Origin of the sequence: Burkholderia sp. SIMBA_051 (assembly GCF_046534915.1) — a bacterium.
Lineage (GTDB): Bacteria > Pseudomonadota > Gammaproteobacteria > Burkholderiales > Burkholderiaceae > Burkholderia > Burkholderia ambifaria.
The window spans coordinates 189,885-215,644 of sequence record NZ_JAWRXS010000012.1; the positions used below are offsets into that span (position 1 = coordinate 189,885).

Sequence of the window (25,760 nt, forward strand, 5' to 3'; positions counted from 1 at the left end):
ATTCAGTTGCCCTCCAGCGCCGCTGTCAACGCGGCTTCAGGCGCGGCTGCGAGCGAATCGCGCGTCGCGGTCGTGTCGTCGCCCGGCACGCCCATGCGGGCCGGGCCGGTGGCCTGTTCGGCCGCGATCATGTCGAGCAGTTCGAGCACGCAGCGCTCGGCGTCGCGCGTCTGCCGCGACGCGATGCCCGGACGCGGCAGCGCATGCGTGTAGAAGTGCGCGCCTTCGACGGGAAAGCCGATGGCCCACAGGCGCGACTGCGCTTCGCCGTCGCGGCCGAGCGGATGCATACCCGTATCGACGTCGAGTCCGCCCGGGTGGTAGTCGCCGTTCCGGTACGGGCGGACGATGCCGCGGCCGAGCAGCGCGGTCGAGAGCGGCGAACCGTCGGTGACGGGCGAATACGGATCGAGCCGCGCGACGACGAGCACGTCCGCGTAGCGGCGCTCCACCCGCTCGCCGTAGTGCGCCTCGATGCGGAAATGCGCGCACGTCTCGTCGGCGACGAGCCGCGCGCCGGGGCCGCCGGCGATGTCGAGCAAGCCGGCGCGGTGCAGTGCGAGGTGCTCGCGGTTGCGCCGCAGCGGCGGGCCGAACGACACGCGGTTCGTGATGGCGTTGAATTCGTCGACGAAGTAGCGATGCGAATCGGGCGTCAGCCCGCCGTATTCGACGGCCGCGCGCAACGCGTCGCGCGTATCGCGCAGCACGTCGGTCGCCGCCTTGACCGGGCTCGTCAGGTTGCCGAGCAGCGCGTGATGCAGGTCGTCGCGCATGAGCGTGAAAAAGAACGTGTGGAATGCGTCGAAGGATTCGAACCTTCGGCCCTCGAGCGGCCACAGAATCTGGCCAATCGCATGCAGCTCATCGGCGTTCGGCTCGAACCCGTCGGCATCGACGTTGCCGCCTTGCAGCGCGAGCCGGTACGCGTAAGCCATTTCCTTGATGATCAGCGGCAGCACGTCTGCGCGGAAATCGATCCGGCTGTCGCCCGTCGTATCCAGCGCAGCCGCACGCAATGCCGCCACCGCGTCCGGCGTGAAGAAGCGCGGGCGGTGGCGGCCCGTCAGCCCCTTCTGGTTGATCCCGCGCGCGGCGAACGGCAGGCAGTTGCGGGAGAACAGCAGGATCTGCGGCTCGAGCCCCGACTTCTGGTATTCGAGTTCGCCGTCGCGTTCGACGTAGCGTCCGCCACGGCCGATCGTCAGCGCGGACACGACATCGTGTGCGGTGAGGCCGAACCCCTGTATGGCGACAGTCGCGGTAGGGGCGATATCGTTCAGCGTCTCGATCGGGTATGGCGACGGCACGTACGCGAGCTGCGCGTTGTTGACCTGATGCCGCTCCGCGAACTGCGCGAGGCGCTGGTCGCTCTCGGTCGGCCGGCGCGTGCCGTGGCCCGTCGTCAGGAACACGTAGTGCGCAAAGGCCGGCGCACTGTCGTCGACATGCAGTTCGTAGCCGCGGTTGGCCGGCACGAGATCGACCACTCGGGCACGGCGATGCGTCACCGCGACGCTGCGCGGCAGCGCCGCGACGATCCGTGCATAAACCCAGGACAGATATTCGCCGAGCAGGCTGCGCGGCAGATGGTCGGCCTCATTGAGCGGGCGGCCCGCATCGACCGACGCCCTCCGGAACGCGCCGTCGACGTAGCGATATCCGCTGTCATGCGCCCATTCGACGAGCGACGGCGCGCCGTGCCGGCCCAGCTCGCTCGACGGCGCGAACATCGTCACTTGCGACGCGACGGTGTTGATCATCAAGTGATCCGGCTGGCTCGACGGATGCGCGCCCTGCCCGCATTCGCCGGCGTCGAACACCGTGATGTCCAGCGCGATGCCGGCCGGAATATTGCGCGCGTGCTCGACGAGGCGCTCGAGCACGGTGACGCCGCGCGGCCCCAGGCCAATGATCGCAATCGAAATCGTGTTCGTCATTGCGTTTCTCCCGTTTCGAGTTGAACGTCGGCCGATGCTGTCGCCGGGTTCGATGCCGCCACGCGCGACGCGTCGACGGCGAGGTGCGCGTCGCTCAGGGGCGACGCGTGCAGCGCCACGATGTCCGGATGTCCGTTCCAGCGCGGGAAGCGCTGGCGCACCGCCGGGTCGTGGCCGGGAATGATGTGGTCGGGGCCGTCCGCCAGCGCTTCGATCGCCGCATGCCCGTCGAGCATGCGCGCGACGTTGAAGACGATCGGGAACGGGCGCTTCGAGCGGATGTGGTCCCAGTAGTGCGCGGCGTCGCTGGCCAGCACCACATGGCCGCGCGCCGTGCGCACCCGCACCACCTGCAGGCCGGCCGTGTGGCCGCCGATCAGATGCGTATGAATGCCGGATGCCACCGCGTGATCGCCGTCGGCGAATCGCACGCGGCCTGCGTGCAGCCGTTCGATCGCCGCGCACACGTCACGCGCCTCGAACGGCTTGCGAATCGCTTCGTGACACATGCAGCGCCCAGTGCAGTACGCCATCTCCGCATCCTGGATATGCAGCGTCGCCGCCGGAAACGCGCGGATGTTCCCCGCGTGGTCGTAGTGCATGTGAGTGATGATCACGTCGTCCACGTCGGCCGCGTCGATGCCGAGCTCGCCCAGCAGCTCCACCGGCGAATGCAGATAGCGACGCTTGCGCCGGGCGGCCGTCGACGCGTCGAACCCCGTGTCGACCAACACCGTGCGACCCATGCCGCGAATCACCCAGACATAGAAGTCGAGCGGCATGGAGATGTCGTCGTGCGGATCGTCGCCGAGATAGTTCTCGCCGCTGCGCCGATCGTCGTGCGTCGCGTAACGCAGCGCAAAGACTTCGTACTCCGCGCTGTCCTGATCGAGAAGGCCGCTCATTCCACGGCCTCCAGCAAATCGGGGCGCACGGCATCGTGACGCGCCACGGCGATGGTCCGGCCCGATCCGCGAGTGCCCGCCTCCATCGCCGCCAGTTCGTCCTGGAAGAAGAAGGTTTTTTCGCCGAATGCGGGGACGAGCTCGTCGAACCAGGTCGCTTTCGGATCGAACTTCGCATAGAACGGCCGGCGCACCCATTCCGGGTTGCGGGCCTGCAGCAGTTGCAGCGCGAACACCTTCTCGCCGGCCAGCTCGACGATGCCGTCGACCATCACCTTGCCCGGGAACGCGCTCATCGATGGGCCGCGCACGGTGCGGGCGAGGCCCGATATCGAGCGGTAGGCGGCCTGGAAAATCTCGTAGGCGCGTGCGAGCGGCAGCTTGAAATAGTCGCTGGGTCCGGTGTCGCGTTCGACGAACATGTAGTACGGGATCGCGCCGAGCCGCACGCCCGTCGTCCACAGCTCGGCCCAGGCGGCCGGATCCTCGTTGATGTGCCGGATCAGCGGCGCCTGGATGCGCACGGTCGCGCCGGTACCGATGATGCGTCGCAAGGCTCGCTGCGCGATCGGGTGCTGCAGTTCGCGCGGATGGTTGTAATGGCCCATGATCGCGAGATTGCGCCCGGACGCCACCACCTTTTCGAATACGCGCAGCAGGTCGTCCGAGTCCTTGTCGCTCACGAAGCGCTGCGGCCAATACGCGACCGATTTCGTGCCGATCCGGATGTTCTGCAAATGGTCGAACTCCGGCGCGAGCAACGGCTCGAGGTACTCGCCGAGCGCGCGGGCACTCATCACGAGCGGATCGCCGCCCGTCACGAGAATGTCGGTGACTTCCGGATGACGCCGCAGATAGGCGGTGAGCTCCTGCGACGAACGCGCGTCGAACTTGAGTTCGTCCATGCCGACGAACTGCGGCCAGCGGAAGCAGAACGTGCAATACGCGTGGCAGGATTGCCCCGCACTCGGAAAGAACAGCACCGTCTCGCGATACTTGTGCTGCAGGCCGCTTAACGGCACGCCGTCGAGATAGGGCACGTTGTGGGTCAGTTGCCCGGCGGGATGCGGATTCATCCGCAGGCGGATCTGGCGGACGACGGCGTCGATGCGCGCTTCGTCGGCACCTTCCCGGACGAGATCGCGGATCGCCGCATACTCGTCGTCCTTCAGCATGTCGCGGTGCGGGAACGTCAGCCGGTAGATCGGGTCGTCGGGAACCTTGTCCCAGTCGATCAGCTCGTTCAGCACATAGGGATTGACTCGAAACGGCAGTACGCGCGAGACGACGTCGACGGCTTCCTGAAGCTCGCTCGGCAACAGCTGCCATTGCGGCGATTGGGAAACCGTGTGCCTCGTATACGGCTTGAACTTCCACAACTGATCCTGACTCATGACGGCCCTCTCAAACAGATTAGATTTATGAATGTGACGACATCGAACTCAATTTCCTGGTGATAAAGGTGATGCAGTAAGTACAGCGAAACAACGAACGCAAATTGAAAGCGACGAAACGGCGTGATGCATTGCCGTTCTTCGCCGGTGTTTCAGGACACGGCGCTTACATCGAGCGGCGCGCTGGTCTTCGCCTTGATCTCGCCGACGCTCACGCCGTCGGCGAGTTCGAGCACCTTCAGGCCGTGCGGCGTCACTTCGATCACACCGAGATCTGTGATGATCAGGTCGACCACGCCGACACCCGTCAGCGGCAGGTTGCATTCGTCGAGAATCTTGTGCTGGTCGCCCTTCGCGACGTGCTCCATCAGCACGACGACGCGCTTCACGCCCGCGACGAGATCCATCGCGCCGCCCATGCCCTTGATCATCTTGCCCGGGATCATCCAGTTCGCGAGGTCGCCCGTCTTGCTGACCTGCATCGCGCCGAGGATCGCGAGGTTGATGTGGCCGCCGCGAATCATCGCGAACGAATCGGCCGACGAGAAGATCGACGAGCCCGGCAGCGTCGTGACGGTCTGCTTGCCGGCGTTGATGAGATCCGCATCGACTTCGTCCTCGGTCGGCGACGGGCCGATGCCGAGCAGGCCGTTCTCCGACTGCAGCCACACCTCGACGCCTTCCGGCACGTGGTTCGCGACGAGCGTCGGCAGGCCGATGCCGAGGTTCACGTAGAAGCCGTCCTGCAGTTCCTTCGCCGCGCGCGCGGCCATCTGGTCACGATTCCAGGCCATGTCAGTCTCCTTTCGCGCGTACGACGCGTTGTTCGATGCGTTTCTCGGGTGTCGCATTCAGCACGATGCGCTGCACGAAGATGCCCGGCGTGTGGACCTGGTCCGGATCGAGCGTGCCGTTCTCGACGATCTCCTCGACTTCCACGACGGTGATCCTGCCGGCCATCGCGCACATCGGGTTGAAGTTGCGCGCGGTGCGGCGATAGATCAGGTTGCCGGACTTGTCGGCCTTCCACGCCTTCACGAGCGCGACGTCGGCCGTCAGCGACGGCTCGAGCACGTAGTGGCGATCGCCGAACTGGCGCGTTTCCTTGCCTTCGGCGATCACGGTGCCGTAGCCGGTGTTCGTGAAGAAGGCGGGAATGCCGGCACCGCCCGCGCGCAGCTTCTCGGCGAGCGTGCCCTGCGGCGTGAATTCGAGCTCGAGTTCGCCGGCCAGGTACTGGCGCTCGAACTCCTTGTTCTCGCCGACGTACGACGAGATCATCTTCTTGATCTGGCGCGTTTCCAGCAGCAGGCCGAGACCGAAGCCGTCGACGCCCGCGTTGTTGCTGATGCAGGTGATGCCCTTGACGGCCGAATCGCGCAGTGCCGCGATCAGCGCCTCGGGAATCCCGCACAGGCCGAAGCCGCCGATCGCGAAGGTCTGGCCGTCGCGCACGATGTCCCGGAGCGCTGAAGCGGCGCTCGAATAAAGTTTGCTCATACGTAATCCTTATTGAGATTCGCGCCCGTCAGGCGCGAATCTCCGGTGGGGAGAAAACCGATTCAGAGGGAGGACGTCGCGCGGTCAGACTTCGGCCACACTTTCGGGAAGGGAATGATCTGCGGTTGCTCGGTTGAACAGGAAGCCTTCGTAATCGCGTTCGATGATGCCGTCGCATACAGCGATATAGGAATCGAATCCCTCGAGATCGAGCAGGACGGCACGCGGCTTGCCCGGCACGTTTGCGCCGACGTACCAGGAGTTGCTCTGATGGATCAGCGTCTTCTCGGCGATCGCCTGGATGCGTGCCGTCCACGCTTCCTGCGCCGCGCGAGTCGGCTCGACGGTAGCCGCATCGTGGTGCTTGGCGCGCTCGATCAGCTTCATCACGAGGTCGACCTGGTGCTCGTCGCACGGCACCGCGCTGCTCAGCGAGGCGGTGCTGCCGGGGCCCGCGATGTTGAAGAGGTTGGGGAACGCCGCACTCATGAGCCCCAGATACGTGTGCGGACCGCTCTTCCACGCGCTGCGCAGCGATTCGCCGTGACGCCCGCGAATGTCCACGTTCAGCAGCGCGCCCGTCACCGCATCGAAGCCGGTTGCGAACACGATCATGTCGAGCTCGATCTCGCGGCCGCCCGCGACGATGCCGTTGCGGGTGATCGACTCGATCGGCGTTTCCTTCAGGTCGATCAGCGACACGTTGTCGCGATTGAAGGTTTCGAAATAGCCACTGTCGGCGCACAGGCGCTTCGTCAGGATCGGATGGCCGCTCGGCGTGAGCTTGTCGGCCAGCACGGGATCGTCGATCTTCTCCCGGATCTTCGCGCGAACGAACGCCGTGAGCGTGTCGTTCGCCTCCTTGTTCGTCAGCAGATCGTTATACGACGTGTAGAAACACAGCCCGCCCGCGGCCCAGCGCGCTTCGTATTCGCGCAGTCGTTCTTCCGGCGTGACGGACAGCGCGGAAATCCGCAGCGGTTGACGTGGTTCGCCGCCGACACAGACGAAGCCGCCAGGCGATTGCCATTCCATGCGGCGCAGTTCCGCGTAGTTCGCCTTCATTTGCTGCTCGTATTCGGCGTCCATTGGGCGGTTGCGCAGCGGGATGCTGTAGTTCGGCGTGCGCTGGAACACGGTGACGTGTGCGGCCGATTGCGCGGCTACCGGGATGAACTGAATCGCCGACGAACCGGTGCCGATCACGCCGATGCGCTTGCCCGCAAGGTCGACCGTGCCGGCCGGCCAGCGCGACGTGAAGTGGGTTTCGCCGGCGAAGCTGCCGTATCCAGGGACGTCCGGCACCTTCGGCGCGGACAGGCAGCCGGTCGCCATCACGCAGTAGCGGGCGTGCAGTCGTTCGCCGGCGTGAGTGACGAGCGTCCAGCGGGCGCGCGATTCGTCGAACGTCGCGGCATCGATCCGCGTGCCGAGCCGGATGTGTTCATAGAGCCCGAAGCGATGCGCGACGTGATCGAAATAGCGCAGCAGTTCAGGCTGCGATGCATAGCGTTCCGTCCAACGCCATTCCTGTTCGAGTTCGCTCGAGAACGAGTACGAATACTCGAAGCTCTCGATGTCGACGCGTGCGCCGGGATAGCGATTCCAGAACCAGGTACCGCCGATGCCGTCGGCCGCGTCGACGAGCCGTACGGACAGGCCGGCTTCCTTGGCCCGATGCAGCATGTACAGGCCGGCTACGCCGGCGCCGACGATGACCATATCGAATGCGGCGTCCTCGTCACTTGATGCGATGTTCACCATGTCAGTCCTTCAATATGAAGTGTTGCTGGATTGATCGGGTACTTCCGTTTCGATACAGGGAGAGCATGCGCCGGCCTGGAACCCGGTTGGCGCCCGGGCCGCATCGCCGCAGCGATGCGCGCACCGGGAAAACACACATCAGTCGTAGGCGCGCGAGCCGACGGACACGATCGGCACGGACCACTTTCGGCCATACGCCAGCATCATCACGAAGCTGAGGACGAAACTCAGGCCGCCGACCATCAGCAGGCCGAGCTCGCCGAGCACGGGCAACAGGTTGGTGAGGAAGCCGGTCACGACCCAGGCGATCGCCATCACTGAGCCGGCGACGCCGAGCGCCCAGCCCTGCCGGTCCTCGCTCACCGCGTCCGAATACGCGGTGTACATGGTGGTGTATGCAACCATGTCGAAGCAGCCGACCACCATGCCGAGCACCCAGAGTGTGTTTTCGTGCGGAAACAGCGCCGACAGCACTTGCCCGATGCCCGCGATCAAGAGGCCCGTCTTCGCGATGTCGACGACGCTCCAGATTTTCAGCATCAGCCGCACGATCACCATCAGCCCGAACACGAAAGATATGCCGATCAGGCCGCTGAACAGGCCGAGCTGCGAGCTGGTGTAATGAAATTTCGTCTGCAGCACCAGCATGATCGTCTGCAGATACAGCCCGTAGCCGACCTGCATCAGGAAGAACACGATCGACAGGAACGCGACGCGGCGGTGCGTGCCGGCCTGGTAGATGATCCGCAGCGGCATCAGCAGGTCCACACGCGTGTTACCGGTCGGCGCGACCGCGTTGCGATATGACCAGAACGTCCAGAGCCCGCAGACGACCGACAGCGCGGCGACCAGCAGGAACGGCGTGCCGTAGTTGAAGAACGGCGCGATCGTGCGGTCGGACGTGACGCCGCCGAGCACGGGGCCGACGATGACGCCCGCGCTGAACGCGATCGACATGATGCTCATGTTGTACGCCTTGGTTTCCGGCGTGCTCATGTCCGTGATCGCGGCCTGCGCGATCCCCTGGCAACCGGCCATCAGCCCGCTCAGGCCGCGTCCGATCAGCAACAGCGCGATACTCGGCAGCAGCGCGCCGACCGCCATCAGGAAGTAGCTGAGCGCCAGGCCGAACACGCACAGCAGCAGGATCTTCCGCCGACCGTAGCCGTCGGACAGCTCACCCATCAGCGAAGAGCCGAAGAACATGCAGAACGGATAGACGCCGTACCCGAGCCCGAGGTAGAAATTGCGGAGGTGCGGACTCGTGTCGGCCCCGATGATGCCCGATTGGGGGTCGGAGAAGATCGCCGCCATGATCGGGTACACGAGCCCGAATCCCATCGCGTCGATCGCAATGGCAAGCAGGCATGGACCCAGCAGTTTGATGTTGAGTTTGGACATGAATGGCCTCGGTAGTAACGTGACGGCTACAGTAGTCGAAGGCCGGTTTTGCGAGTAGAGACGTATCTGCAATAGAAATTATCGTAGTTACCGATAACCCAGGATTTCCTTTCAGAACTGTAGGGAAAGGCTGATGGCAGTGAGTTCGCGCTCTGCCTGGTCATGGGTCCGCGGATGGGAAATTAAAAGGTTCATCGCGGATTTTCGGCGGGAGCGCCGGGGAGGAGCGTCGGCGTTCAGTCAGAAGCGGTCAATCGATTGATCGCATCGAAAGCCGGGTTTCAGGCGCCGGAATACGACACGACGCTGTCATGCAGACGGCATGCGGTACTTCGACCACATTCGCATGTGGCACAATCGACGCCGCTCTGTCGAAACAGAAAAACGGGCAATGACAAAACTGATTCGATTCCGGGTTCGGCCCGTCTACCACGGTAGCGATCTTCTGGTCGAGATACTCGAAGACCATCGCACTGTCGACTTTCCCAACGTCGCTGCGATCCTGCAAGATGCTCTGCATTCTGTCCAAGTACCGCATCCAGACGGCCTTGATGATCCAGGAATCGCCTTATCTCAGGACCACTATTTCAGCTATTGGAAATATGCTCGCGGCTACTATGAAATAGACGACGATATCTGGGGACTCTTCGTGACCGCCTCAATCGACAACGCGTCCATAGTCGCGGACATCGAACGAGCGCTCCTGTTGACAGGGAAGTTCGTCAAAGAAGAAGCAGATTTCGGCAAGTTCAAGTGAGTCAACGGGATCCGGGGACGCTCACGCAACAACGGCGAACACCAGCACCGCACCTGATGCATCGAGCGCGCGATGGGCGTTGAGATGAATCTGCATCTGCCCTGCCCGTCGTGCCAGCCCAAGCCGCCCGGCTAGCCCAACGAGCGCCACAGCGCCAGCGGCAAATCCCCCCACTTCCTGATTTTGGTCAACCGTCTCTCTCACGTTCGGGCTGTAATCGAATTACCGTCCCGTCGACTCCGCTGAGGCGCTCCATGAAACTGACTTTTCTCGGCGCGACCGAAACCGTGACCGGCTCGAAATACCTGGTCGAGCATGGCACCCGGCGCGTGCTGGTCGATTGCGGTCTGTTCCAGGGTACGAAGAACCTGCGGCTGCGCAACTGGCAGCCGCTGCCGCTCGCGCCCGGCACGCTGGACGCGGTCGTGCTCACCCACGCGCATCTCGATCACTCCGGCTATCTTCCGGTGCTGGTGCGCGAAGGCTATCGCGGGCCGGTGTACTGCACGGCGGCCACGGCGGAGCTCTGCGACATCATGCTGCGCGACAGCGCGCGGCTGCAGGAAGAGGAAGCCGACTTCGCGAACCGGCACGATTATTCGAAGCATCGGCCGGCGCAGCCGCTTTACACGCTGGACGACGCGCAGCGCGCGCTGCGCCTGCTGAAGCCCGTTGCATACGACGAATGCACGGCGCTGGGCGGCGGCGGCCTGTCGTTCCGGATGCTGCCGGCCGGGCACATCCTGGGCGCGGCGAGCGTCGTGATGCACTGGGATCACAAGGTGCTCGCGTTCTCCGGCGACCTCGGCCGGTATCACGACCCGATCATGCAGCCGCCACGGCCGCCCGCGCATGCGGACTACGTCGTCGTCGAATCGACGTACGGCGACCGGCTGCACCCGGCGTCGGATCCCGAGAACGAGCTGGCCGCCATGTTCGACAAGACCTTCGCGCGCGGCGGGGTCGTCGTGATGCCTTGCTTCACCGTCGGCCGCACGCAGGAAATCCTGTACTACATCGCGCGGCTGAAGGCGTCCGGCCGCATGGCGCACGTCCCGGTCTTCCTGGATAGCCCGATGGCGACGAACGCGACCGAGATCTATCGCCACCATATCCTCGAACATCGCCTGACCGTCTCCGAAGCGAATACGCTCGGCCATGCGGCGACGATGGTCCGCTCGGTCGACCAGTCGAAGGCGATCGCCGAACACCATGGCCCGATGGTCATCATCGCCGGCAGCGGGATGGCGACCGGCGGACGCGTGCTGCATCACCTGAGCCGCTATGCACCCGATGCGCGCAACACGATCGCGCTGGTCGGCTACCAGGCCACCGGCACGCGCGGCGCGGCGCTGGCCGCGCACGAGCCGACGCTGAAGATTCACGGCGAGTACGTCCGTCTGCGTGCGCAGGTCGAGTCGATCACGGCGCTCTCGGCCCATGCCGACTATGAAGAGATCCTCACGTGGCTCGGCACGATGCAGTGCGCTCCCGTCCGGACTTTCATCACGCATGGCGAACCGGCTGCCGCGGACGCGTTGCGGCGGCGTATTGCGGAGCGCCTGCAGTGGCCGTGCGAGGTGCCGGCTTACAAGCAATGCGTCGATCTGGATGAAGTCGCATCCGGCGGTGCGCATGGATCCGCGGTGCTTTCGTCATAACTGACGGCAATGCGGCGCATTGCAGGATGCGCATGACGGGAAGTAGATGCTCGCGCTCCCCCTCACCGCCCGTTCGCGAACAACTGAACCACGACGCCGCGCAGCCAGCGATTGCCTGCTTCGTGGTGATATCGCGAGTGCCAGTGCTGTCGGACCGCGAACCCCTCGACCTCGATCGGACACGCATGCACCGTCAGGTCATTGGCCTGAGCCAGCGTCTCGCCGATATGGCGCGGCAGCGTCGTGATCAGGTCCGTGCTCTGGATGATCGCGCCCAAACCCAGAAACCCCGGCAGCCCCAGCACGACCTGACGCTCGATGCGCTCCCGCATCAGCGCCTGGTCGAGAAGCTGCGCGCCCGTTCCGGCCGTAATGGCCACATGGCCCTCCGACCGGTACTGTTTCACGCCGAGGCGACCGCGAATCCTCGGATGATGGCGATTGGCCAGGCATACCCAGTCCTGGTCGTACAGTTTCTGCTGGTAGATGCCTCCGCCGAGCCACGGCACATAGCCGATCGCGAGATCGGCTTCGCCCGACTCGAGCGCCCGTTCCGTGTTGCCGTCGATCCTCGCCGCCTCCAGCCGCACGCCCGGCGCCTGCGCGCGAACGTGTGCGAGAAGCCGCGGCAGCAGCGTGACATGGCTCGCATCGGTCATGCAAATGCGAAACCGGCGCTGGGCAGTCGCCGGGTCGAACGCGATCTCCCAGGCCGCGAAGCGCCGCAACGATTCGAGGATTTCCCGGCACGGGCCGATGAGCGCGTCGGCCTGAGGCGTCGGCGCCATGCCGCCGGGCGTTCGAATGAACAGCGGATCGTGAAGGTGTTCGCGCAAGCGCCCGAGCCAGATGCTGACGGTCGGCTGGCTTTGTCCGAGTTGCTCGGCCACGCGGGTGACGCTGCGCGCGTCGTACAGCAGATCGAAAAGCTGCAACAGCTTCAGGTCGGGAAGATCGGTCGGAATCATCGCATTATTGTCCATCGCAATAACGTCATTGTAGTCATTGCATTGTCAGCATGACGGGCAACTTCTATCGTGCAGCGATACGTCAACCCTGCATGACATCGGAGAAACCCATGAAGATTGCAATGCTGGGCGCCGGCGCGCTGGGCTGCGCGATTGGCGCCGCCCTGACCGAAGGCGGCCACGAGACCTGGCTGATCGCCCGCTCGCCGTCGCACGTCGGCGCGATGTGCCGCGACGGCCTTCAGGTCGACGATACGAGCGGATCCCGGCGCGTCCGCGTCCGTGCGACGACGCAGGCGGACGACGTCGGCGTGGCGGATCTGGTGATCGTGCTGGTCAAGTCGTTCCACACCGACGCGGCCATGCGCGGCGCGGAGGGGCTGATCGGGCCCGATACGCTCGTGCTGTCGCTGCAGAACGGCCTCGGGCACGAGGACATCCTCGCCGACGTCGTCGGCCGCGAGCGCGTGCTCGCGGGCAAAACCTACGTCGGCGGCGTGCGGCGCGGCGACGCGCACATCGAATCGGGCGTGGCCGGCAAGCTGACCTTCATCGGCGAACTCGACGGCCGCATCACGCCGCGCGTCCAGGCAATCGCCGACGCATTCAACGCCGCGGGCCTCGCGACGACCGTCAGCGACAACATCGTCGGCACGATGTGGGACAAGCTGCTGGTCAACGTCGCCACGGGCGCGCTCACCGGCATCACCGGCCTGACCTACGGACAGCTCTACGGCGAGCCGCTGCTGAAGTCCACGTCGCTTGCGGCCGTCGCCGAGGCGATCGAGGTCGCGCAGGCGGCCGGCGTCAGGTTGTCGATGACGGACCCGGAGCAGGCGTGGACGCTCGCCGCGGAGGGCCTGCCAGCCGCGTTCAAGACATCGATGCTGCAAAGCCTGGAGAGAGGGACGATGACCGAAATCGACTTCATCAACGGATCGGTCGTGCGCTGGGGACAGCGATACGGCGTACCCACGCCGGTCAACGCAACGCTGGTCGCGTGCATCAAGGGCATCGAGCGGGCGATGGCCGATCGCCAAGCGAAGGAGGTGGTCGCATGAGCGCCACGAAAGCTTATCTGGAGCACGTCGCCATCTGGGTGAAGGACATCCATTGGCACATCCGCTTCTTCGAGGACGTGCTCGGCATGACGATGCGCGAGGTGGACGGCACCGTCGATGCGCCGCGGCAGTACTGGACGCTCGGCGGCCTGCAGTTCATCCATGCGCCGGGCTGGGACGGCCCCGAGGGCCGGCTCGGCCATCTCGGCGTGATGTGCGAGGACCTGGAAGCCGCGCTGGCCGCGGCGCAAGCGTACGGCGTGACCGACATGCCGCAGGGGCGGAACTGGCTGCGCTTGCCGGACGGCCTGGTCGTCGAGCTCATTCAGGCAACGCCCGCCTCCTGTGTCGCGCAGGCGCTGGCGATCAACCCGCGGACGGAGGCATGACCATGACGATCGTCGAAAAGTACTGGGACGATGCCCGCGAGGGCGACGCGTGCACGAGTCCGACCTACACGGTCACCCAGGCGCGCATCCTCTCTTACGCCGATCTCACCGGCGACCACACGCCGGTGCACGTCGACGAGGCGTACGCGAACGCGAGCCACTTCGGCTGCCTCGTCGCGCACGGGCTGTTCGGGCTGTCGATCGCCGACGGCCTCAAGACGCAGAGCGACTACCGTTTCCTGCCGGGCATGTCGCTCGGCTGGACCTGGGACTTCCTGCTGCCGATCAAGGTGAACGACGTGCTGCACGTGACGTTCCGCGTCGGCTCGATGCGGGCGAGCAAGAGCCGCCCGGGCTGGGGCATCGTCGTGCTGCCGTCGGAGCTGATCAACCAGGACGGCCAGGTCGTCCAGCGCGGCGAGCATCGACTGATGGTGCCGCGCCGGCCGGGAGCGTTCTGATGCAGGCCCGCCCTCTCGAAGGTATTCGCGTCGTCGACTACAGCCATTTCCTGGCCGGCCCGTATGTCGGGCGCTGCCTCGCGGCGCTCGGCGCCGAAGTGATCAAGGTCGAACGCCCCGGCACCGGCGACGCCGGCCGCCAGCACGCGACGGTACTCGACGACCAGCAAAGCGGCTATTTCCTGCAGCTCAACATGGGCAAGCGCGGCGTCAGCGTGAACATGAAGGACGCGCGCGGCAAGGCATTCATGCAGCGGCTGTGCGATTCCGCGGACGTGTTCATCGAGAACTACCGGCCAGGCGCGCTGGACAAGCTGGGGCTGGGTTATGCGGAGTTGTCGGCCCGCAATCCGGCACTCGTCTATTGCTCGATCTCGGCCTACGGACATACCGGTCCCGATGCGCATCGCGCGGGCTTCGGGCTGATCGCCGAGGCCAAGAGCGGCATCATGCAGATGGTCGGCACACCGGGCGAGCGGCCGCCGCTGCTGCGGATATCGCTCGGCGACATGTACACCGGCATTCACGCGGTCGCGGCCATCAACGCCGCGCTGTTGGGACGCGTGAAGAGCGGCCGCGGGCAGCACATCGACATGGCGCTGTACGACACGCTGGTCTCCATGCACGAATACGCGGTCCAGTGCTACACGCTGCAAGGCGTGCTGCCCGAGCAGACCGGGCACGACATGCCGACGTCGACGCTCTACGGCGTGTTTCGCGCGGCGGACGGCGATCTCGTGATCGCCGCGCAGGTCGACGACGCATGGAAGCGCTTCGCCGCCCTGATCGAAGCGCATGGCGGACCGGCCGGCTTCGGCGCCGACACGCGCTTTCACGACAGTGTCGGACGCAACGCGCACCGTGTCGAGATCCTGTCGGTCGTCGAGCCGTGGGTGGCCGCCCAGTCCGTCGCGTCGGTGCTCGACCTGCTCGATCGCATCGACGTGCCGTGCGCGAAGGTACAACGCATCGACGAGGTACTGGCGGATCCGCAGATCCAGGCGCGCGGCATGGTCGTCGAGCAGGAGCACCCGCGCTACGGCACGCTGCGCCTGCCGAATCTGCCGTTCCGGTTCTCGGATTGCGATACGACGATTCGCGACATCGCGCCCGATCTCGGGCAGCACAACGTCGACGTCGCGCGTTCGCTCGGGTTCGAGCCCGCCGAAATCGACGCAATGCAGGCCGATGGTGTTCTCTATTCAAAAGCGAGCCAACGATGACTGACCAGTACGCGGTGATCGGCAACCCGATCGGACACACGAAATCTCCGCTGATCCACGGCATCTTCGCGCAAGCGACGCGGCAGGACATGCAGTACTCGGCCATCGAAGGGCCGCTCGAGCCGGAAGGCGCGTTCGTCGGCGTGGTGCGGGCATTCGCCGCGAGCGGCGGCAAAGGCATCAACATCACCGCCCCGTTCAAGCTCCAGGCGTTCGCGATGTCGGACGAACGCAGCGAGCGCGCGTCGCTCGCCGGCGCGGCCAATGCGCTGAAGTTCGAAGGTGGACGCATCCTCGCCGACAACTTCGACGGGATCGGGCTCGTGCGCGACATCGAAATCAATCTCGGCCTGCCGATGGCCGGCAAACGCGTGCTGATGCTCGGCGCCGGGGGCGCAGCGCGCGGCGCGCTGCTGCCGTTCCTCGCGGCCGGGCCGGCCGAGATGGTGATCGCGAATCGCGACGTCGACAAGGCGCGCGCACTGTCCGCGCAGGTCGCCGGACGCGGGCCGCTGGCGGCGTGCGGCTATGCCGATCTCGTCGCGATGGGACGTTTCGATCTGGTGGTGAACGCCACGTCGGCGAGCCTTGCCGGCGATCTGCCGCCCGTCCCGCCGGGCGTGTTCAGCCCGACCGGGGCTGCGTACGAGCTTGCTTACGGCAAGCGGCTGACGCCCTTTCTCCGGCTCGCACGCAATGCGGGCGTGCGCCGCGTCGCGGACGGCGTCGGCATGCTGGTCGAGCAGGCCGCCGAAGCGTTCGCGTGGTGGCGCGGCGTGCGCCCGGAGACGGCTACCGTGATCGAACGACTCACGGTCCCGCTGGACTGAATGCGGGGTGGAAATCCGGTTGAAGCGCGGAGCCGACATCGACGATGCGGCTCGTCGGCATTCATGCTGGCGCGGCGGCGCGAGAAATCGACCTGCGCCGCAGATGTCCGCTTCGGCAGCGCATACCTCGCATGCGATCGCGGCCGGATGGCTGGGCTGGTTCTGATATAGCGCGAGCGCCAACGCTTCGATCGATGCGGTCAGTGCTGAATACCCCAGCGGCGCACCGTCACACGCTCGAGCGTATCGAACACGAGATGCTCGACCAGCAGCCCGATCACGATGACCGCCGCGAGGCCCGCGAACACGCGGTCGGTGTACAGCTCGTTGCGGTTCTGGAAGATGTACCAGCCGAGCCCGCCCTGCCCGGCGCTCGCGCCGAACACCAGTTCCGCCGCGATCAGCGTGCGCCACGCGAATGCCCAGCCGACGCGCAGCCCCGACAGGATCGACGGCAGCGCGGCAGGCACCAGGATCAGCGCGATCTGCCGCGCGCCGGTGAGGCCGTAGTTGCGCCCGGCCATCTTCAGCGTCGCCGGCACACCGGCAAAACCCGTGTACATGCTGAGCGCGAGCGGCCACAGCACCGCGTGCACGAGCACGAACAGCAGGCTGCCGGTGCCGAGCCCGAACCACAGCAGCGCGATCGGCAGCAACGCGATCGACGGCAGCGGATTGAACATCGCGGTTAGCATCGTCAGTACGTCACGGCCGATGCGCGTCGACACCGCGAGCGACGTCAGCACGAACGCGAACACCACGCCGAGCGCATAGCCGCGCAGCAGCACCGACATCGAGATAGCCGTCTTCACCAGCAGTTCGCCCGACGCGATGCCTTGCACGAACGCGGCCAGCGTCGCGCCGACGGTCGGCACGAGCAGATCGTTGGCGACGATGCGCGCGACGATTTCCCACGCGGCGATCAGCACGAGCGCGACGACGACGCGCCGAAACGCGCTCGCCCCGACGATGCGGCGCACCAGCGGCGCGGGTGCCGCACGTTCGGCGTCGGGCGGCGTGTCGAGCGTGCGCACGTATTCGGCGCGAACGGGCGGCAGCGGCGGCAGAACCGGATCGATCGTGCTCATGATGCCGTGGTCTCCGTGGTCTCCGTGGTCTCCGTGGTCTCCGTAGTCGATGCGGGATGCGTTCCGCTCGTCACGTCGGTATCGAACAGCAGATGATGAATCCGCGCGACGCTGTCGCGGAAGTCGCCGCTGCCGATGCTGTCGAGCGAATAATCGTGGCTGTTGAGCTCCGCGCGCACGCGGCCCGGATGCGGCGACAGCAGCAGGATCCGGTTGCCGACGACGAGCGCCTCCTCGATCGAATGTGTGACGAACAGCAGCGTGAAGCGGAATTCGTCCCACAGGCGCAGCAGCTCTTCCTGCATCTTGCGGCGCGTGAGCGCGTCGAGCGCGGCGAACGGTTCGTCCATCAGCAGCACGCGCGGCTGCATCGCCAGCGCACGCGCGATCGCGACGCGCTGCTTCATTCCGCCCGACAGCGTATGCGGATACGCATCGGCGAACGCGCCGAGCCCGACCTTGTCGAGATAGTGCAGCGCACGTTCGCGTGCTTCGGCGCGCGACAGCTTCGCGGCCGCGCGCAACGGAAACGCGACGTTCTCGACGACCGTCTTCCACGGCGGCAACTGATCGAACTCCTGGAACACGACGATGCGGTCGGGGCCCGGCCCGTGCACTGGCTGGCCATCGAGCGCGATCGAACCCGACACGGGCTCGATGAAGCCGGCGATTGCCTTCAGCAGCGTGGACTTGCCGCACCCCGACGGGCCGAGCAGCACGAAACGGTCGCTGCCGTACACGTCGAAGCTGACCTGATGGGTCGCGCGGACGATCCGCGCACCGTTGCGGTATTCGAGGCTCACGCGATCGATCGCGAGCAGGCGCTCGCTGTGCGCGCCCGCCGGTGCGGCCTGCGGCGCGGCCCGGCTCGCCGCGCGTGCGTCGGTGGCGGGATGGGCGGCCGGCGCGGCCGCGCCGCGCGCCGCATACGGCGGCAAGCCGATTCGGGGGGAAGTGGCGTTCACGATCGAAACTCTCGGCGGGAAAGCATCAACATACGGCGGCGCGGCGCGCGACCCAACCAACGATTGCGCATATCGAAACCGCGTCGACGCATAAGCATCGATCGCGACGTCGCAACACCATCGCTCAACTGCCGCCGGCCGTCGCCGGATCGTCGAAGAAGTAATCGCGCCACGACTTCGGCTCGTTGCGGATCGCACCGGTGCGATACATGAACTGCGCGAGCTTCAGCGTGTTCTGCGGAGCCGTCTTGAATTGCACCTGCGGATTGCGCAGGATCTTCAGCAGCAAAGCGCGATCGATCTTCGACCCGTTCACGCGGATATAGGTGTCGGCCGCGCGCTCGGGATCGGCGGCGATCTGGCGGGCCGCGTCGGCGAGCGCGGCAACGAACGCGCGGTATGTCTTCGGGTTGTCGTCGCGGAATTTCCCGGTCGCGTACAGCACCGTCGCGGAACTCGGGCCGCCGAGCACGTCGTAGGAATTCAGCACGATATGCGCGTTCGGATTGCCCGCGAGTTCCTGCTCCTGGAACGGCGGATTGCCGAAGTGGCCGTTGATCACGTTGCTGTTCGCGAGGATCGCGGCCGTCGCATCGGGATGCGGAATCGCCTGGGTCAGCGGATCGAGCTTGTCGAACTGCTTGTCGCCCCACTGCTTCGCGGCCGCGTACTGCAGCACGCGCGACTGCACCGACACGCCGACGGCCGGCACCGCGATGCGGTCCTTCGCGCCCAGGTCGGCGATCGTCTTCACGTTCGGATTGCTGCTGACGAGGTAATACGGAAAATTGCCGAGCGACGCGACGCCCTTCACGTTCTGCCGGCCGCGCGTGCGATCCCACACGGTCAGCAGCGGCCCGACGCCCGCGCCGGCGATATCGACCGCGCCCGACAGCAGCGCGTCGTTCACGGCCGCCCCGCCCGACAGCCGCACCCAGTCGACCTTGATGTCGATGCCGGCCTTGCGCCCTTCCTTCTCGATCAGTTGCTGGTCGCGCACGACGTTCAGCATCAGGTAGACGACGCCGAACTGCTCGGCGATGCGGATGCGGCCTTCCGCGTGCGCGGCTTGCGGCGTGCCGGCGGCGGCGAACGCCAGCGCGGTGGTGAGCGTGGCGGCCAGCGCGCGGCGCGCGAGCCGGGTCGTGCGGCGCAGTGCCGGCGAAAGCGGAAACGACATCGGAACTCCAGTCAGGATGGGGCAGCGGGACGACGACGCGCGACGCTCAGAACGGCGCGTCGCCTTCGATCGTCGTGCGGTACAGCTTGCGGCGCAGATGGTCGGGCGTGCCGGCCGCGAGATGCATCAGCGAGCGGTTGTCCCAGAACACGAGGTCGTGCGCGCGCCAGTGGTGCCGATACAGATGCTCGGCACGCACGCTGTGCGCGAACAGTTCATCGAGCAGCGCGCGGCTTTCGTCTTCGGGCAGATCGACGATGCGCGTCGTGAAATGCTCGCTGACGAACAACGCCTTGCGGCCCGTTTCCGGATGCGTGCGCACGACCGGATGCACGACCGCTTCGACTTGCGCGATCTGCTCGGCCGACAGGTTCGGCCGCCACGGGCTGCGCGCCTGCAACTCGGCATAGCGCGCCAGATACGTATGCTCGGCACGCCGCCCTTCGACCGCGCGACGCAGGTGCGGGGGCAGCGTATCCCACGCGAGATGCATGTTCGCGAACAGCGTGTCGCCGCCCTCGGCCGGCAGCTCCTGCGCATGCAGCAGCGAGCCGAGGCTCGGTTTTTCCTTGTACGACAGGTCGGAATGCCAGAAATGGCCGGCGTCGCCGAGCCCGATCGGCCGGCCGTTCTCGACGATGTTCGACACGATCAGCACTTCCGGATGCGCGGCCAGCGCGAACTGGTGCAGCACATGGATCTGCAGCGGGCCGAAGCGGCGGCTGAACGCGACGTGTTCGTCCGGCGTGATGCGCTGGTCGCGAAACACCAGCACGTGGTGGTCGAGATGCGCGCGATGGACGCGCGCGAAATCGGCGGCACCGAGCGGTTGCGACAGGTCGATGCCAACGACTTCGGCGCCGAGCGGCGCATCGAACGGGACGATGTCGAATCGCTGCGCGCCGGCTTCCGGCGGCAACGCGGCCCGATGGCCGGCGGACGTCGATGCGGCGCGGATGGCGGAGGTCGTCACGGTACAAGCCCCTGATTCGGTAAAAATGCGAATCTACGAGCGCGTGCCGGATTGCGTCAACGAAGCGATTCCGATACGTTTATCTGCCGCGGCGATAAGGATCGGTGCCGGTGCGCTGCCGGCCGGATCGCGCACCCATCTTGCACACCGCGTGTCCAGAATTTACAAACCCGGGGGCGTCCGGCACCGCCCGCGGGGCGCCGAGGCCCGTGCCGCAAGGCCGCGGGGCCTGCCCCGAGCAGGCGGCACGCAGCTTGCTCACATCGGCCCGGATATGGCGACGGCGACAGCAGTGGGACGCCGGCCGCCACCGGCAATCGCCTGGTCGTGAGCTATGACACCTGACTCTCCCCTGCTGGAATCGGCCCTGATGCGGGCCGATCATTTCGTCCAGTTCTACGAATCCGACGAGCAGCTCGTGTCGGAGGTCGCGTCGTTCGCGGCCGATGCGTTGCGCGACGGCGGCAGCGCGATCGTGATCGCGCGGGCCGACCGGCTCGCGGCGGTGCACGAACGCCTGGATGGGCTCGGCGCGGCAATCGGCGCCGCGGCCCGCGACCGGATCTTCATGTCGAGCGCGCAGGCGCTGCTCGACAGCTTCATGGACGGCGACCTGCCCGATCCGGCGCGCTTTCGCCGCTCGATCGGCCCGATCGTCGAAGCCGCGATCCGCGCCGGCCGGCCCGTGCATGCATTCGGAGAAATGGTCTCCCTGCTGTGCGCGCAGGACCGATACGTCGGAGCCCTGCGACTGGAAGCGTTATGGGACGAACTGATCGCGCGGTACCGCTTCTCGCTCTACTGCGGCTATTCGCATGACGCGTTTCCGAGCGCCGAGCAGTCGGAGATGTTCCGCCACGTGTGCTCGCTGCACCGCCGCATCCTGCCCGCCGCGTCGCTGCGCAACGACGAGAACGAGCTGCACCTGACGCTGGCGCTGTCCCAGCAACGCTCGCGCGCGCTGAGCGACGAGATCCGCCGCCGCGAGGACGCCGAACAGCAACGCAACGGCGTCCTGATGCATGCGCCGTTGCCGATCGCGCTGCTGTCGGGCCCGGAGCACCGGATCGTGCTCGCGAATCACCGTTTCTCCGCGCTGTGCGGCCGGACCGACATCGTCGACCAGCCGCTGACGTCGGTGCTGCCCGGCGGCGATACGCCCGCGATCGTGCAGGCGCTTGAAACCGCCCGCGAGCAAGGCTGCTCGACGACGATCGGCGAGCACCACGACCGGCCCGAACCGGACGGCGCCGCCCGCGTGTACCGGCTGCATTTCAATCCGCAGCCGCTCGCCGAGGGGCTCGGCGTGATCGTCAGCGCGGTCGAGGTGACCGAGCACGTCGCCGCGCGCGAGAAGCTCGTCGCCGCGAATGCCGAGCGCGACCGGCTGCTGGGCGAACTGCGCGACGCGAACCAGGCGAAGGACCAGTTTCTCGCGGTGCTCGGCCACGAGCTGCGCAATCCGCTGACGCCGATCTCGCTCGCGCTCGAGCTGATCCGCAACCGCGACGGCCAGGCGACGCCGAACGAGATCGCGATCATCCAGCGGCAGCTCGATCACATGGTCCGGCTGATCGACGACCTGCTCGACGTGTCGCGCATCACGCGCGGCAAGATCACGCTGAAGAAGGAATCCTTGCGGCTCGCGGACATCGTCGACCGCGCGGTCGAGGTCGCCAGCCCGCTGCTCGAGCAGCGCCGCCACCGCCTGCATGTCGACGCCGATCCCGACGCGCGTTGCCACGGCGACCCGGTGCGGCTGTCGCAGGTCGTCGCGAACCTGCTGACCAATGCGGCGAAATACACGATGCCGGGCGGCGACATCACCGTGCGCGCGACGCACGGCGTGGACGGCGCCGCGATCATCGAGGTCTGCGACAACGGCGCCGGCATTCCGCCCGACCGCCTCGACAGCATCTTCGAGCCGTTCTACCGGCTCGACGGCGAAACGAAGCAGGCGCACGGCGGCCTCGGCATCGGCCTCGCGCTCGTGCGCAGCCTCGTGAACCTGCATGGCGGCACCGTGCGCGCGGACAGCGCCGGCCCCGGCTGCGGCAGCACATTTACGATCGCGCTGCCCGAATACCGGCCGAAAGCCGTGGCGGTGGTCGCACCGCAGCCGCCGCCGGGCATCCGCGAGTTGGCGCCGGGCAGCACGGGCCGGCGCGTGATGCTGGTCGACGACAACGAGGATGCCGCATCGACGCTCGCGCAATGGCTGCGCGACGCCGGCCATGAAGTCGCCGTCGTGCACGACCCGGTGACCGCGCTGGCCGCCTACCGCGCGTACCGCCCCGACGTCGCGATCCTCGATATCGGGCTGCCGGTGATGGACGGCTACGAGCTGCTGCGGCGGCTGAAGGCGATCAACGAAGTGACGACGTGCATGTTCCTCGCGCTGACCGGTTATGGCCGCAGCGCGGATCGCGAGCGCTGCCTCGCCACCGGGTTCCTGCAGCATTTCGTGAAGCCGGTCGATCCGGCCGCGCTGCATCTCGCGATGACGCTGCCCCGGCCGGGCGGCGATGCGCACGACGGCACGGGCGCGGAAGCCGGACGCTGAACGCGGCCCGGTACATGCGCGCCGTAGACGGCGGGCGGCGGACGGCGGCGCGCGGCTCAGTTCTCCGATGAACAGCGGACCGACGTCAGGCCGGCCGACTCGAGAGTCCGGATCAGTTGCGGCAGCATCACGTCGGTGTTGGCCTGCTCGCGCCACTGCACAAGCAGTTCCTCCTCGCGCAGCGCACGTGCGACCGATTCGTGAAAGCCGCGCGTGCGGCACGTGAATCCCGCGGCATGCAGTTGGGTCGTCAGCCGCTCGCGCGCCGTCGAGCCGAGTTCGTATTCGACCGTGACCCGCGCAGTCCTGACGCCGCGCAGCCGTTCCTCGACCAGCCGCAGCGGCCACACGACGAGCAATGCGAGCACGAGCCCGAGCGCGCCGAGCGACAATTGGCCGCCGCCGATGCACAGTCCGATGATCGTGACGAACCACAGCGTCGCTGCCGTGGTCACGCCGGAGACGAGGCCGTCGCGATGCAGGATTGCGCCCCCGCCGATGAAGCCCATCCCGGTCAGGATGCCGAGCGGCAGCCGCATCGGGTCGATCACCGCAAACGCGCCCTCCGGCTTGCCGGCCTGCATCAGCAGCGCATTCACCTGCAGCATCGCCAGGCACGCGGCGAGACAGACGAGGATCGTCGTGCGCAGCCCGGCCGTCTTGCCGGCTTCACTGCGATCGAGGCCGACCAGCCCGCCCGCGACGAGCGCCAGCGCGATCCTGAGGAGAGCATCGGTCCAGTGAAGTACGACCGGCATCGGCTCCATGCGCGCCTCCATGCAAATCGTGATGCGAGATGTGTCGCGGTACGACCGCGGACGACACTCCCGGGACGCAAGGTTCGAGCCCGACCGCGCGTGCAATGCGCGAACGCCACATCACGCTCTCGACGTATCCGATCGGATACGGAAATAGCCGCATGCGATGATTGAACGCCCCGCCGTTTCCGATCGGGTACGAAATGACGCGCCGACGTGCCGTGAACGCATCTTCGTTCCTGAACGGATACGAAATGGTGCCCGGGCCGGCGCGTTGTGCCATACTGTTCCCGATCAGATACGAAGCACGGAGAACGTCATGTCGGAGTCCCAGTCCGTCGACACGATCGGCGCGCTCGCCCACCTCATTCGCGCGACGCGGCTCCAGCAGGGGTTCACGCGCGACGAACTCGCGAACGCGACCGGGCTGTCGCCGAAATTCATCAGCCAGGTCGAAGCCGGAAAGCCGACCGCCCAAATCGGCAAGGTCATGCTGCTGCTGGGCGAACTCGGCGTGCGCCTGTACGCGGAGTCGTCGGTCGAGATTTCGGAAGCCACCTCGCTGAAGGCCGCGCAACGCCGCAGGAGCAGCCATGGCGGCTAGAACGCTGATCGCGTCCGCCAACGGCGTGCGCATGGGCACGCTGACCGACGACAAAGGTATCTGGTCGTTCGCGTACGATCCGCAGTGGCTCGCGTCCGCGGCCGCGTACCCGCTGTCGCCGGCGTTCGCGCTGCGCGCGGACACCTTCACCGACACGTCGACCGATCGCCCTGTCCAGTGGTTCTTCGACAACCTGCTGCCCGAGGAAGGCATGCGCACGTCGCTCGCGCGCGAGGCGAAGGTCGATGCCGCCGACGCATGGGGCCTGCTCGCATACTTCGGGCGCGAATCGGCCGGCGCGCTGACGCTGCTCGCCGACGGCGAGCGGGAAGCGCCCGGCAGCCTGCAGCCGCTGTCGCTCGACGAACTCGAGCGCCGGATCCAGGCGATGCCCGAGCGCGCGCTGACGGCCACCGCCCCCAAGCGCATGTCGGCGGCCGGCGCGCAGCAGAAGCTGCTGCTGGTGCTGCGCGGCGACGCGCCCGACTACACGCTGTACGAGCCGGTCGGCAGCGAGCCGTCGATGCACCTGCTCAAGCCGGACATGCGCGCGGCCGGCTACCCGCACTCGGCGATCAACGAATTCTTCTGCATGAAGCTCGCGAGGAAGATGGGGCTCGACGTGCCCGACGTGCACTTCCTGCGTGCGCCGTCCGCGTGCTATGTGATCGACCGGTTCGACCGCGACGTCGCGTCGGCGCCGGCCGGGCGCGTGCATACGATCGACGCGATGCAGCTGCTCAACTACGACCGCGGCTTCAAGTACCAGCGGGCGAATGCGCAGGAGCTGGCGCGCGCGATCGACCGCACCAGCACGCGCGCGCTGGCGCGCCTGTCGGTGTTCCGCTGGACCGTGTTCAACGTGGTGGTCGGCAATGCCGACGCGCATCTGAAGAACCTGTCGTTCTTCGTCGATGCGCGCGGCTACCGGCTCGCGCCGTTCTACGACATCGTCAGCACGGTCGTGTATCACACGCCGACGCACCGGCCCGACCATCGCGGCGATCATTGGCCGCACTGCGAACTGACGATGCCGCTCGGCAACGCGACGCGGTTTGCCGATATCGATGTGGATGCGCTGATTGCATTCGGCGAGGCGCTCGGGCTCAGAGGCAAGGCGGCGGCCAGCGAACTGCGGCGCTTTCTCGAGCCGCTCGATCGCCACGTCGCGCAGACGCTCGACGAAGTACGGGAGATCGCGCGGCCGGACGCCGGGGAGATGCGGTTGCTGAATTCGATTGTCGCGATGCCGATCGCGGAGATGGGGCGGGCGCTTCGGTCGATGCGGGATTGAACCGGGATGGGCGGAAAACCGTGCCGGCGGGCAACGCGCTTCGCCGCGGGCCTCCATCGCCGGGACACCCGCTCAGCGGCG

At 66.6% G+C, this 25,760-nt stretch carries 23 protein-coding genes; 10 read left to right on the forward strand and 13 right to left on the reverse strand.

The annotated features are described in order from the left end of the window. Window positions 1–2: 2 nt before the first annotated feature. The 7 genes from SB771_RS27010 to SB771_RS27040 form a co-directional block, all read right to left on the reverse strand. Window positions 3–1,940, reverse strand: a complete 1,938-nt coding sequence (locus tag SB771_RS27010; protein WP_175662045.1) for an FAD/NAD(P)-binding protein — start codon at window positions 1,938–1,940, stop codon at window positions 3–5. Further along, a complete protein-coding gene (locus SB771_RS27015; protein ID WP_165754559.1) occupies window positions 1,937–2,845 on the reverse strand; it encodes an N-acyl homoserine lactonase family protein in 909 nt (302 codons plus the stop codon). Before SB771_RS27015 ends, SB771_RS27010 begins: the two co-directional genes overlap by 4 nt. Further along, window positions 2,842–4,239, reverse strand: a complete 1,398-nt coding sequence (locus SB771_RS27020; protein WP_175662044.1) for a KamA family radical SAM protein — start codon at window positions 4,237–4,239, stop codon at window positions 2,842–2,844. The genes SB771_RS27015 and SB771_RS27020 overlap by 4 nt, the downstream gene beginning before the upstream one ends. A 152-nt stretch (window positions 4,240–4,391) precedes the next feature. After that, entirely contained in the window at window positions 4,392–5,033 is a 642-nt protein-coding gene (locus tag SB771_RS27025; protein WP_229083561.1) for a CoA transferase subunit B, read from the reverse strand. Window position 5,034: 1 nt separating this feature from the next. Beyond that, a complete protein-coding gene (locus SB771_RS27030; RefSeq protein ID WP_410721214.1) occupies window positions 5,035–5,739 on the reverse strand; it encodes a CoA transferase subunit A in 705 nt (234 codons plus the stop codon). Window positions 5,740–5,823: 84 nt separating this feature from the next. Then, window positions 5,824–7,503, reverse strand: coding sequence for a flavin-containing monooxygenase (locus tag SB771_RS27035; RefSeq protein WP_175661278.1), 1,680 nt, complete (start codon window positions 7,501–7,503; stop codon window positions 5,824–5,826). A gap of 138 nt (window positions 7,504–7,641) precedes the next feature. Beyond that, the gene (locus tag SB771_RS27040) at window positions 7,642–8,904 is read right to left on the reverse strand and encodes an MFS transporter (RefSeq protein WP_165754564.1); all 1,263 of its coding nucleotides are present in this window, start codon (window positions 8,902–8,904) and stop codon (window positions 7,642–7,644) included. A gap of 391 nt (window positions 8,905–9,295) precedes the next feature. Between SB771_RS27040 and SB771_RS27045 the strand changes: the two genes are divergently transcribed. Continuing rightward, the gene (locus tag SB771_RS27045) at window positions 9,296–9,661 is read left to right on the forward strand and encodes a hypothetical protein (protein ID WP_175661277.1); all 366 of its coding nucleotides are present in this window, start codon (window positions 9,296–9,298) and stop codon (window positions 9,659–9,661) included. A 254-nt stretch (window positions 9,662–9,915) separates the two neighbouring features. Beyond that, the gene (locus SB771_RS27050; RefSeq protein ID WP_175661276.1) at window positions 9,916–11,322 is read left to right on the forward strand and encodes an MBL fold metallo-hydrolase RNA specificity domain-containing protein; all 1,407 of its coding nucleotides are present in this window, start codon (window positions 9,916–9,918) and stop codon (window positions 11,320–11,322) included. A 62-nt stretch (window positions 11,323–11,384) separates the two neighbouring features. On the opposite strand, the gene SB771_RS27055 is transcribed toward SB771_RS27050, so the two are convergent. Further along, the gene (locus tag SB771_RS27055; protein WP_175661275.1) at window positions 11,385–12,305 is read right to left on the reverse strand and encodes a LysR family transcriptional regulator; all 921 of its coding nucleotides are present in this window, start codon (window positions 12,303–12,305) and stop codon (window positions 11,385–11,387) included. A 95-nt stretch (window positions 12,306–12,400) separates the two neighbouring features. Here SB771_RS27055 and SB771_RS27060 point away from each other — a divergent pair, with 95 nt between their 5' ends. From SB771_RS27060 to aroE, 5 genes are read left to right on the forward strand one after another with little or no spacing between them, the layout of a single operon-like run. After that, window positions 12,401–13,351: a ketopantoate reductase family protein gene (locus SB771_RS27060; protein ID WP_175661274.1), complete on the forward strand. Its 951-nt coding sequence runs from the start codon at window positions 12,401–12,403 to the stop codon at window positions 13,349–13,351. After that, the gene (locus tag SB771_RS27065) at window positions 13,348–13,740 is read left to right on the forward strand and encodes a VOC family protein (protein ID WP_126224814.1); all 393 of its coding nucleotides are present in this window, start codon (window positions 13,348–13,350) and stop codon (window positions 13,738–13,740) included. Before SB771_RS27060 ends, SB771_RS27065 begins: the two co-directional genes overlap by 4 nt. A 2-nt stretch (window positions 13,741–13,742) precedes the next feature. Continuing rightward, on the forward strand, window positions 13,743–14,201 hold the full coding sequence (locus SB771_RS27070; protein ID WP_175661273.1) for a MaoC family dehydratase: 459 nt from the start codon (window positions 13,743–13,745) through the stop codon (window positions 14,199–14,201). Continuing rightward, window positions 14,201–15,424, forward strand: a complete 1,224-nt coding sequence (locus tag SB771_RS27075) for a CaiB/BaiF CoA transferase family protein (RefSeq protein ID WP_175661272.1) — start codon at window positions 14,201–14,203, stop codon at window positions 15,422–15,424. Before SB771_RS27070 ends, SB771_RS27075 begins: the two co-directional genes overlap by 1 nt. Next, on the forward strand, window positions 15,421–16,254 hold the full coding sequence (gene aroE / locus SB771_RS27080; RefSeq protein WP_175661271.1) for a shikimate dehydrogenase: 834 nt from the start codon (window positions 15,421–15,423) through the stop codon (window positions 16,252–16,254). The genes SB771_RS27075 and aroE overlap by 4 nt, the downstream gene beginning before the upstream one ends. Before the next feature lie 200 nt (window positions 16,255–16,454). Here the strand turns inward: aroE and SB771_RS27085 are convergent, their stop codons facing one another. From SB771_RS27085 to SB771_RS27100, 4 genes are all read right to left on the reverse strand, one after another. After that, entirely contained in the window at window positions 16,455–17,342 is an 888-nt protein-coding gene (locus SB771_RS27085; protein WP_175661270.1) for an ABC transporter permease, read from the reverse strand. After that, window positions 17,339–18,307, reverse strand: a complete 969-nt coding sequence (locus SB771_RS27090) for an ABC transporter ATP-binding protein (RefSeq protein ID WP_244096802.1) — start codon at window positions 18,305–18,307, stop codon at window positions 17,339–17,341. Before SB771_RS27090 ends, SB771_RS27085 begins: the two co-directional genes overlap by 4 nt. Before the next feature lie 124 nt (window positions 18,308–18,431). Beyond that, complete coding sequence (locus tag SB771_RS27095) at window positions 18,432–19,487, reverse strand: ABC transporter substrate-binding protein (RefSeq protein WP_175661268.1); 1,056 nt, start codon at window positions 19,485–19,487, stop codon at window positions 18,432–18,434. Between the two features lie 46 nt (window positions 19,488–19,533). Beyond that, window positions 19,534–20,460, reverse strand: a complete 927-nt coding sequence (locus SB771_RS27100) for a TauD/TfdA dioxygenase family protein (protein WP_175661267.1) — start codon at window positions 20,458–20,460, stop codon at window positions 19,534–19,536. Window positions 20,461–20,830: 370 nt separating this feature from the next. Between SB771_RS27100 and SB771_RS27105 the strand changes: the two genes are divergently transcribed. Then, window positions 20,831–23,023 (forward strand): ATP-binding protein, encoded by a 2,193-nt coding sequence (locus SB771_RS27105; protein ID WP_175661266.1) that lies wholly within the window; start codon window positions 20,831–20,833, stop codon window positions 23,021–23,023. 56 nt (window positions 23,024–23,079) lie between these two features. Here the strand turns inward: SB771_RS27105 and SB771_RS27110 are convergent, their stop codons facing one another. After that, window positions 23,080–23,790, reverse strand: coding sequence for an MgtC/SapB family protein (locus tag SB771_RS27110; RefSeq protein WP_126224841.1), 711 nt, complete (start codon window positions 23,788–23,790; stop codon window positions 23,080–23,082). A gap of 310 nt (window positions 23,791–24,100) precedes the next feature. Between SB771_RS27110 and SB771_RS27115 the strand changes: the two genes are divergently transcribed. Together SB771_RS27115 and SB771_RS27120 are read left to right on the forward strand one after the other, a co-directional pair. Next, the gene (locus tag SB771_RS27115) at window positions 24,101–24,385 is read left to right on the forward strand and encodes a multiprotein-bridging factor 1 family protein (protein WP_175661265.1); all 285 of its coding nucleotides are present in this window, start codon (window positions 24,101–24,103) and stop codon (window positions 24,383–24,385) included. Beyond that, the gene (locus tag SB771_RS27120; RefSeq protein WP_175661264.1) at window positions 24,375–25,679 is read left to right on the forward strand and encodes a HipA domain-containing protein; all 1,305 of its coding nucleotides are present in this window, start codon (window positions 24,375–24,377) and stop codon (window positions 25,677–25,679) included. Before SB771_RS27115 ends, SB771_RS27120 begins: the two co-directional genes overlap by 11 nt. Window positions 25,680–25,760 lie beyond the last annotated feature (81 nt).

Coding starts and splice junctions, on each gene's coding strand:
- SB771_RS27010 (WP_175662045.1), bottom strand. CDS start 1,940: ATGACGAACACGATTTCGATTGCGATCATTGGCCTGGGGCCGCGCGGC.
- SB771_RS27015 (WP_165754559.1), bottom strand. CDS start 2,845: ATGAGCGGCCTTCTCGATCAGGACAGCGCGGAGTACGAAGTCTTTGCG.
- SB771_RS27020 (WP_175662044.1), bottom strand. CDS start 4,239: ATGAGTCAGGATCAGTTGTGGAAGTTCAAGCCGTATACGAGGCACACG.
- SB771_RS27025 (WP_229083561.1), bottom strand. CDS start 5,033: ATGGCCTGGAATCGTGACCAGATGGCCGCGCGCGCGGCGAAGGAACTG.
- SB771_RS27030 (WP_410721214.1), bottom strand. CDS start 5,739: ATGAGCAAACTTTATTCGAGCGCCGCTTCAGCGCTCCGGGACATCGTG.
- SB771_RS27035 (WP_175661278.1), bottom strand. CDS start 7,503: ATGGTGAACATCGCATCAAGTGACGAGGACGCCGCATTCGATATGGTC.
- SB771_RS27040 (WP_165754564.1), bottom strand. CDS start 8,904: ATGTCCAAACTCAACATCAAACTGCTGGGTCCATGCCTGCTTGCCATT.
- SB771_RS27045 (WP_175661277.1), top strand. CDS start 9,296: ATGACAAAACTGATTCGATTCCGGGTTCGGCCCGTCTACCACGGTAGC.
- SB771_RS27050 (WP_175661276.1), top strand. CDS start 9,916: ATGAAACTGACTTTTCTCGGCGCGACCGAAACCGTGACCGGCTCGAAA.
- SB771_RS27055 (WP_175661275.1), bottom strand. CDS start 12,305: ATGGACAATAATGCGATGATTCCGACCGATCTTCCCGACCTGAAGCTG.
- SB771_RS27060 (WP_175661274.1), top strand. CDS start 12,401: ATGAAGATTGCAATGCTGGGCGCCGGCGCGCTGGGCTGCGCGATTGGC.
- SB771_RS27065 (WP_126224814.1), top strand. CDS start 13,348: ATGAGCGCCACGAAAGCTTATCTGGAGCACGTCGCCATCTGGGTGAAG.
- SB771_RS27070 (WP_175661273.1), top strand. CDS start 13,743: ATGACGATCGTCGAAAAGTACTGGGACGATGCCCGCGAGGGCGACGCG.
- SB771_RS27075 (WP_175661272.1), top strand. CDS start 14,201: ATGCAGGCCCGCCCTCTCGAAGGTATTCGCGTCGTCGACTACAGCCAT.
- aroE (WP_175661271.1), top strand. CDS start 15,421: ATGACTGACCAGTACGCGGTGATCGGCAACCCGATCGGACACACGAAA.
- SB771_RS27085 (WP_175661270.1), bottom strand. CDS start 17,342: ATGAGCACGATCGATCCGGTTCTGCCGCCGCTGCCGCCCGTTCGCGCC.
- SB771_RS27095 (WP_175661268.1), bottom strand. CDS start 19,487: ATGTCGTTTCCGCTTTCGCCGGCACTGCGCCGCACGACCCGGCTCGCG.
- SB771_RS27105 (WP_175661266.1), top strand. CDS start 20,831: ATGCGGGCCGATCATTTCGTCCAGTTCTACGAATCCGACGAGCAGCTC.
- SB771_RS27110 (WP_126224841.1), bottom strand. CDS start 23,790: ATGGAGCCGATGCCGGTCGTACTTCACTGGACCGATGCTCTCCTCAGG.
- SB771_RS27115 (WP_175661265.1), top strand. CDS start 24,101: ATGTCGGAGTCCCAGTCCGTCGACACGATCGGCGCGCTCGCCCACCTC.
- SB771_RS27120 (WP_175661264.1), top strand. CDS start 24,375: ATGGCGGCTAGAACGCTGATCGCGTCCGCCAACGGCGTGCGCATGGGC.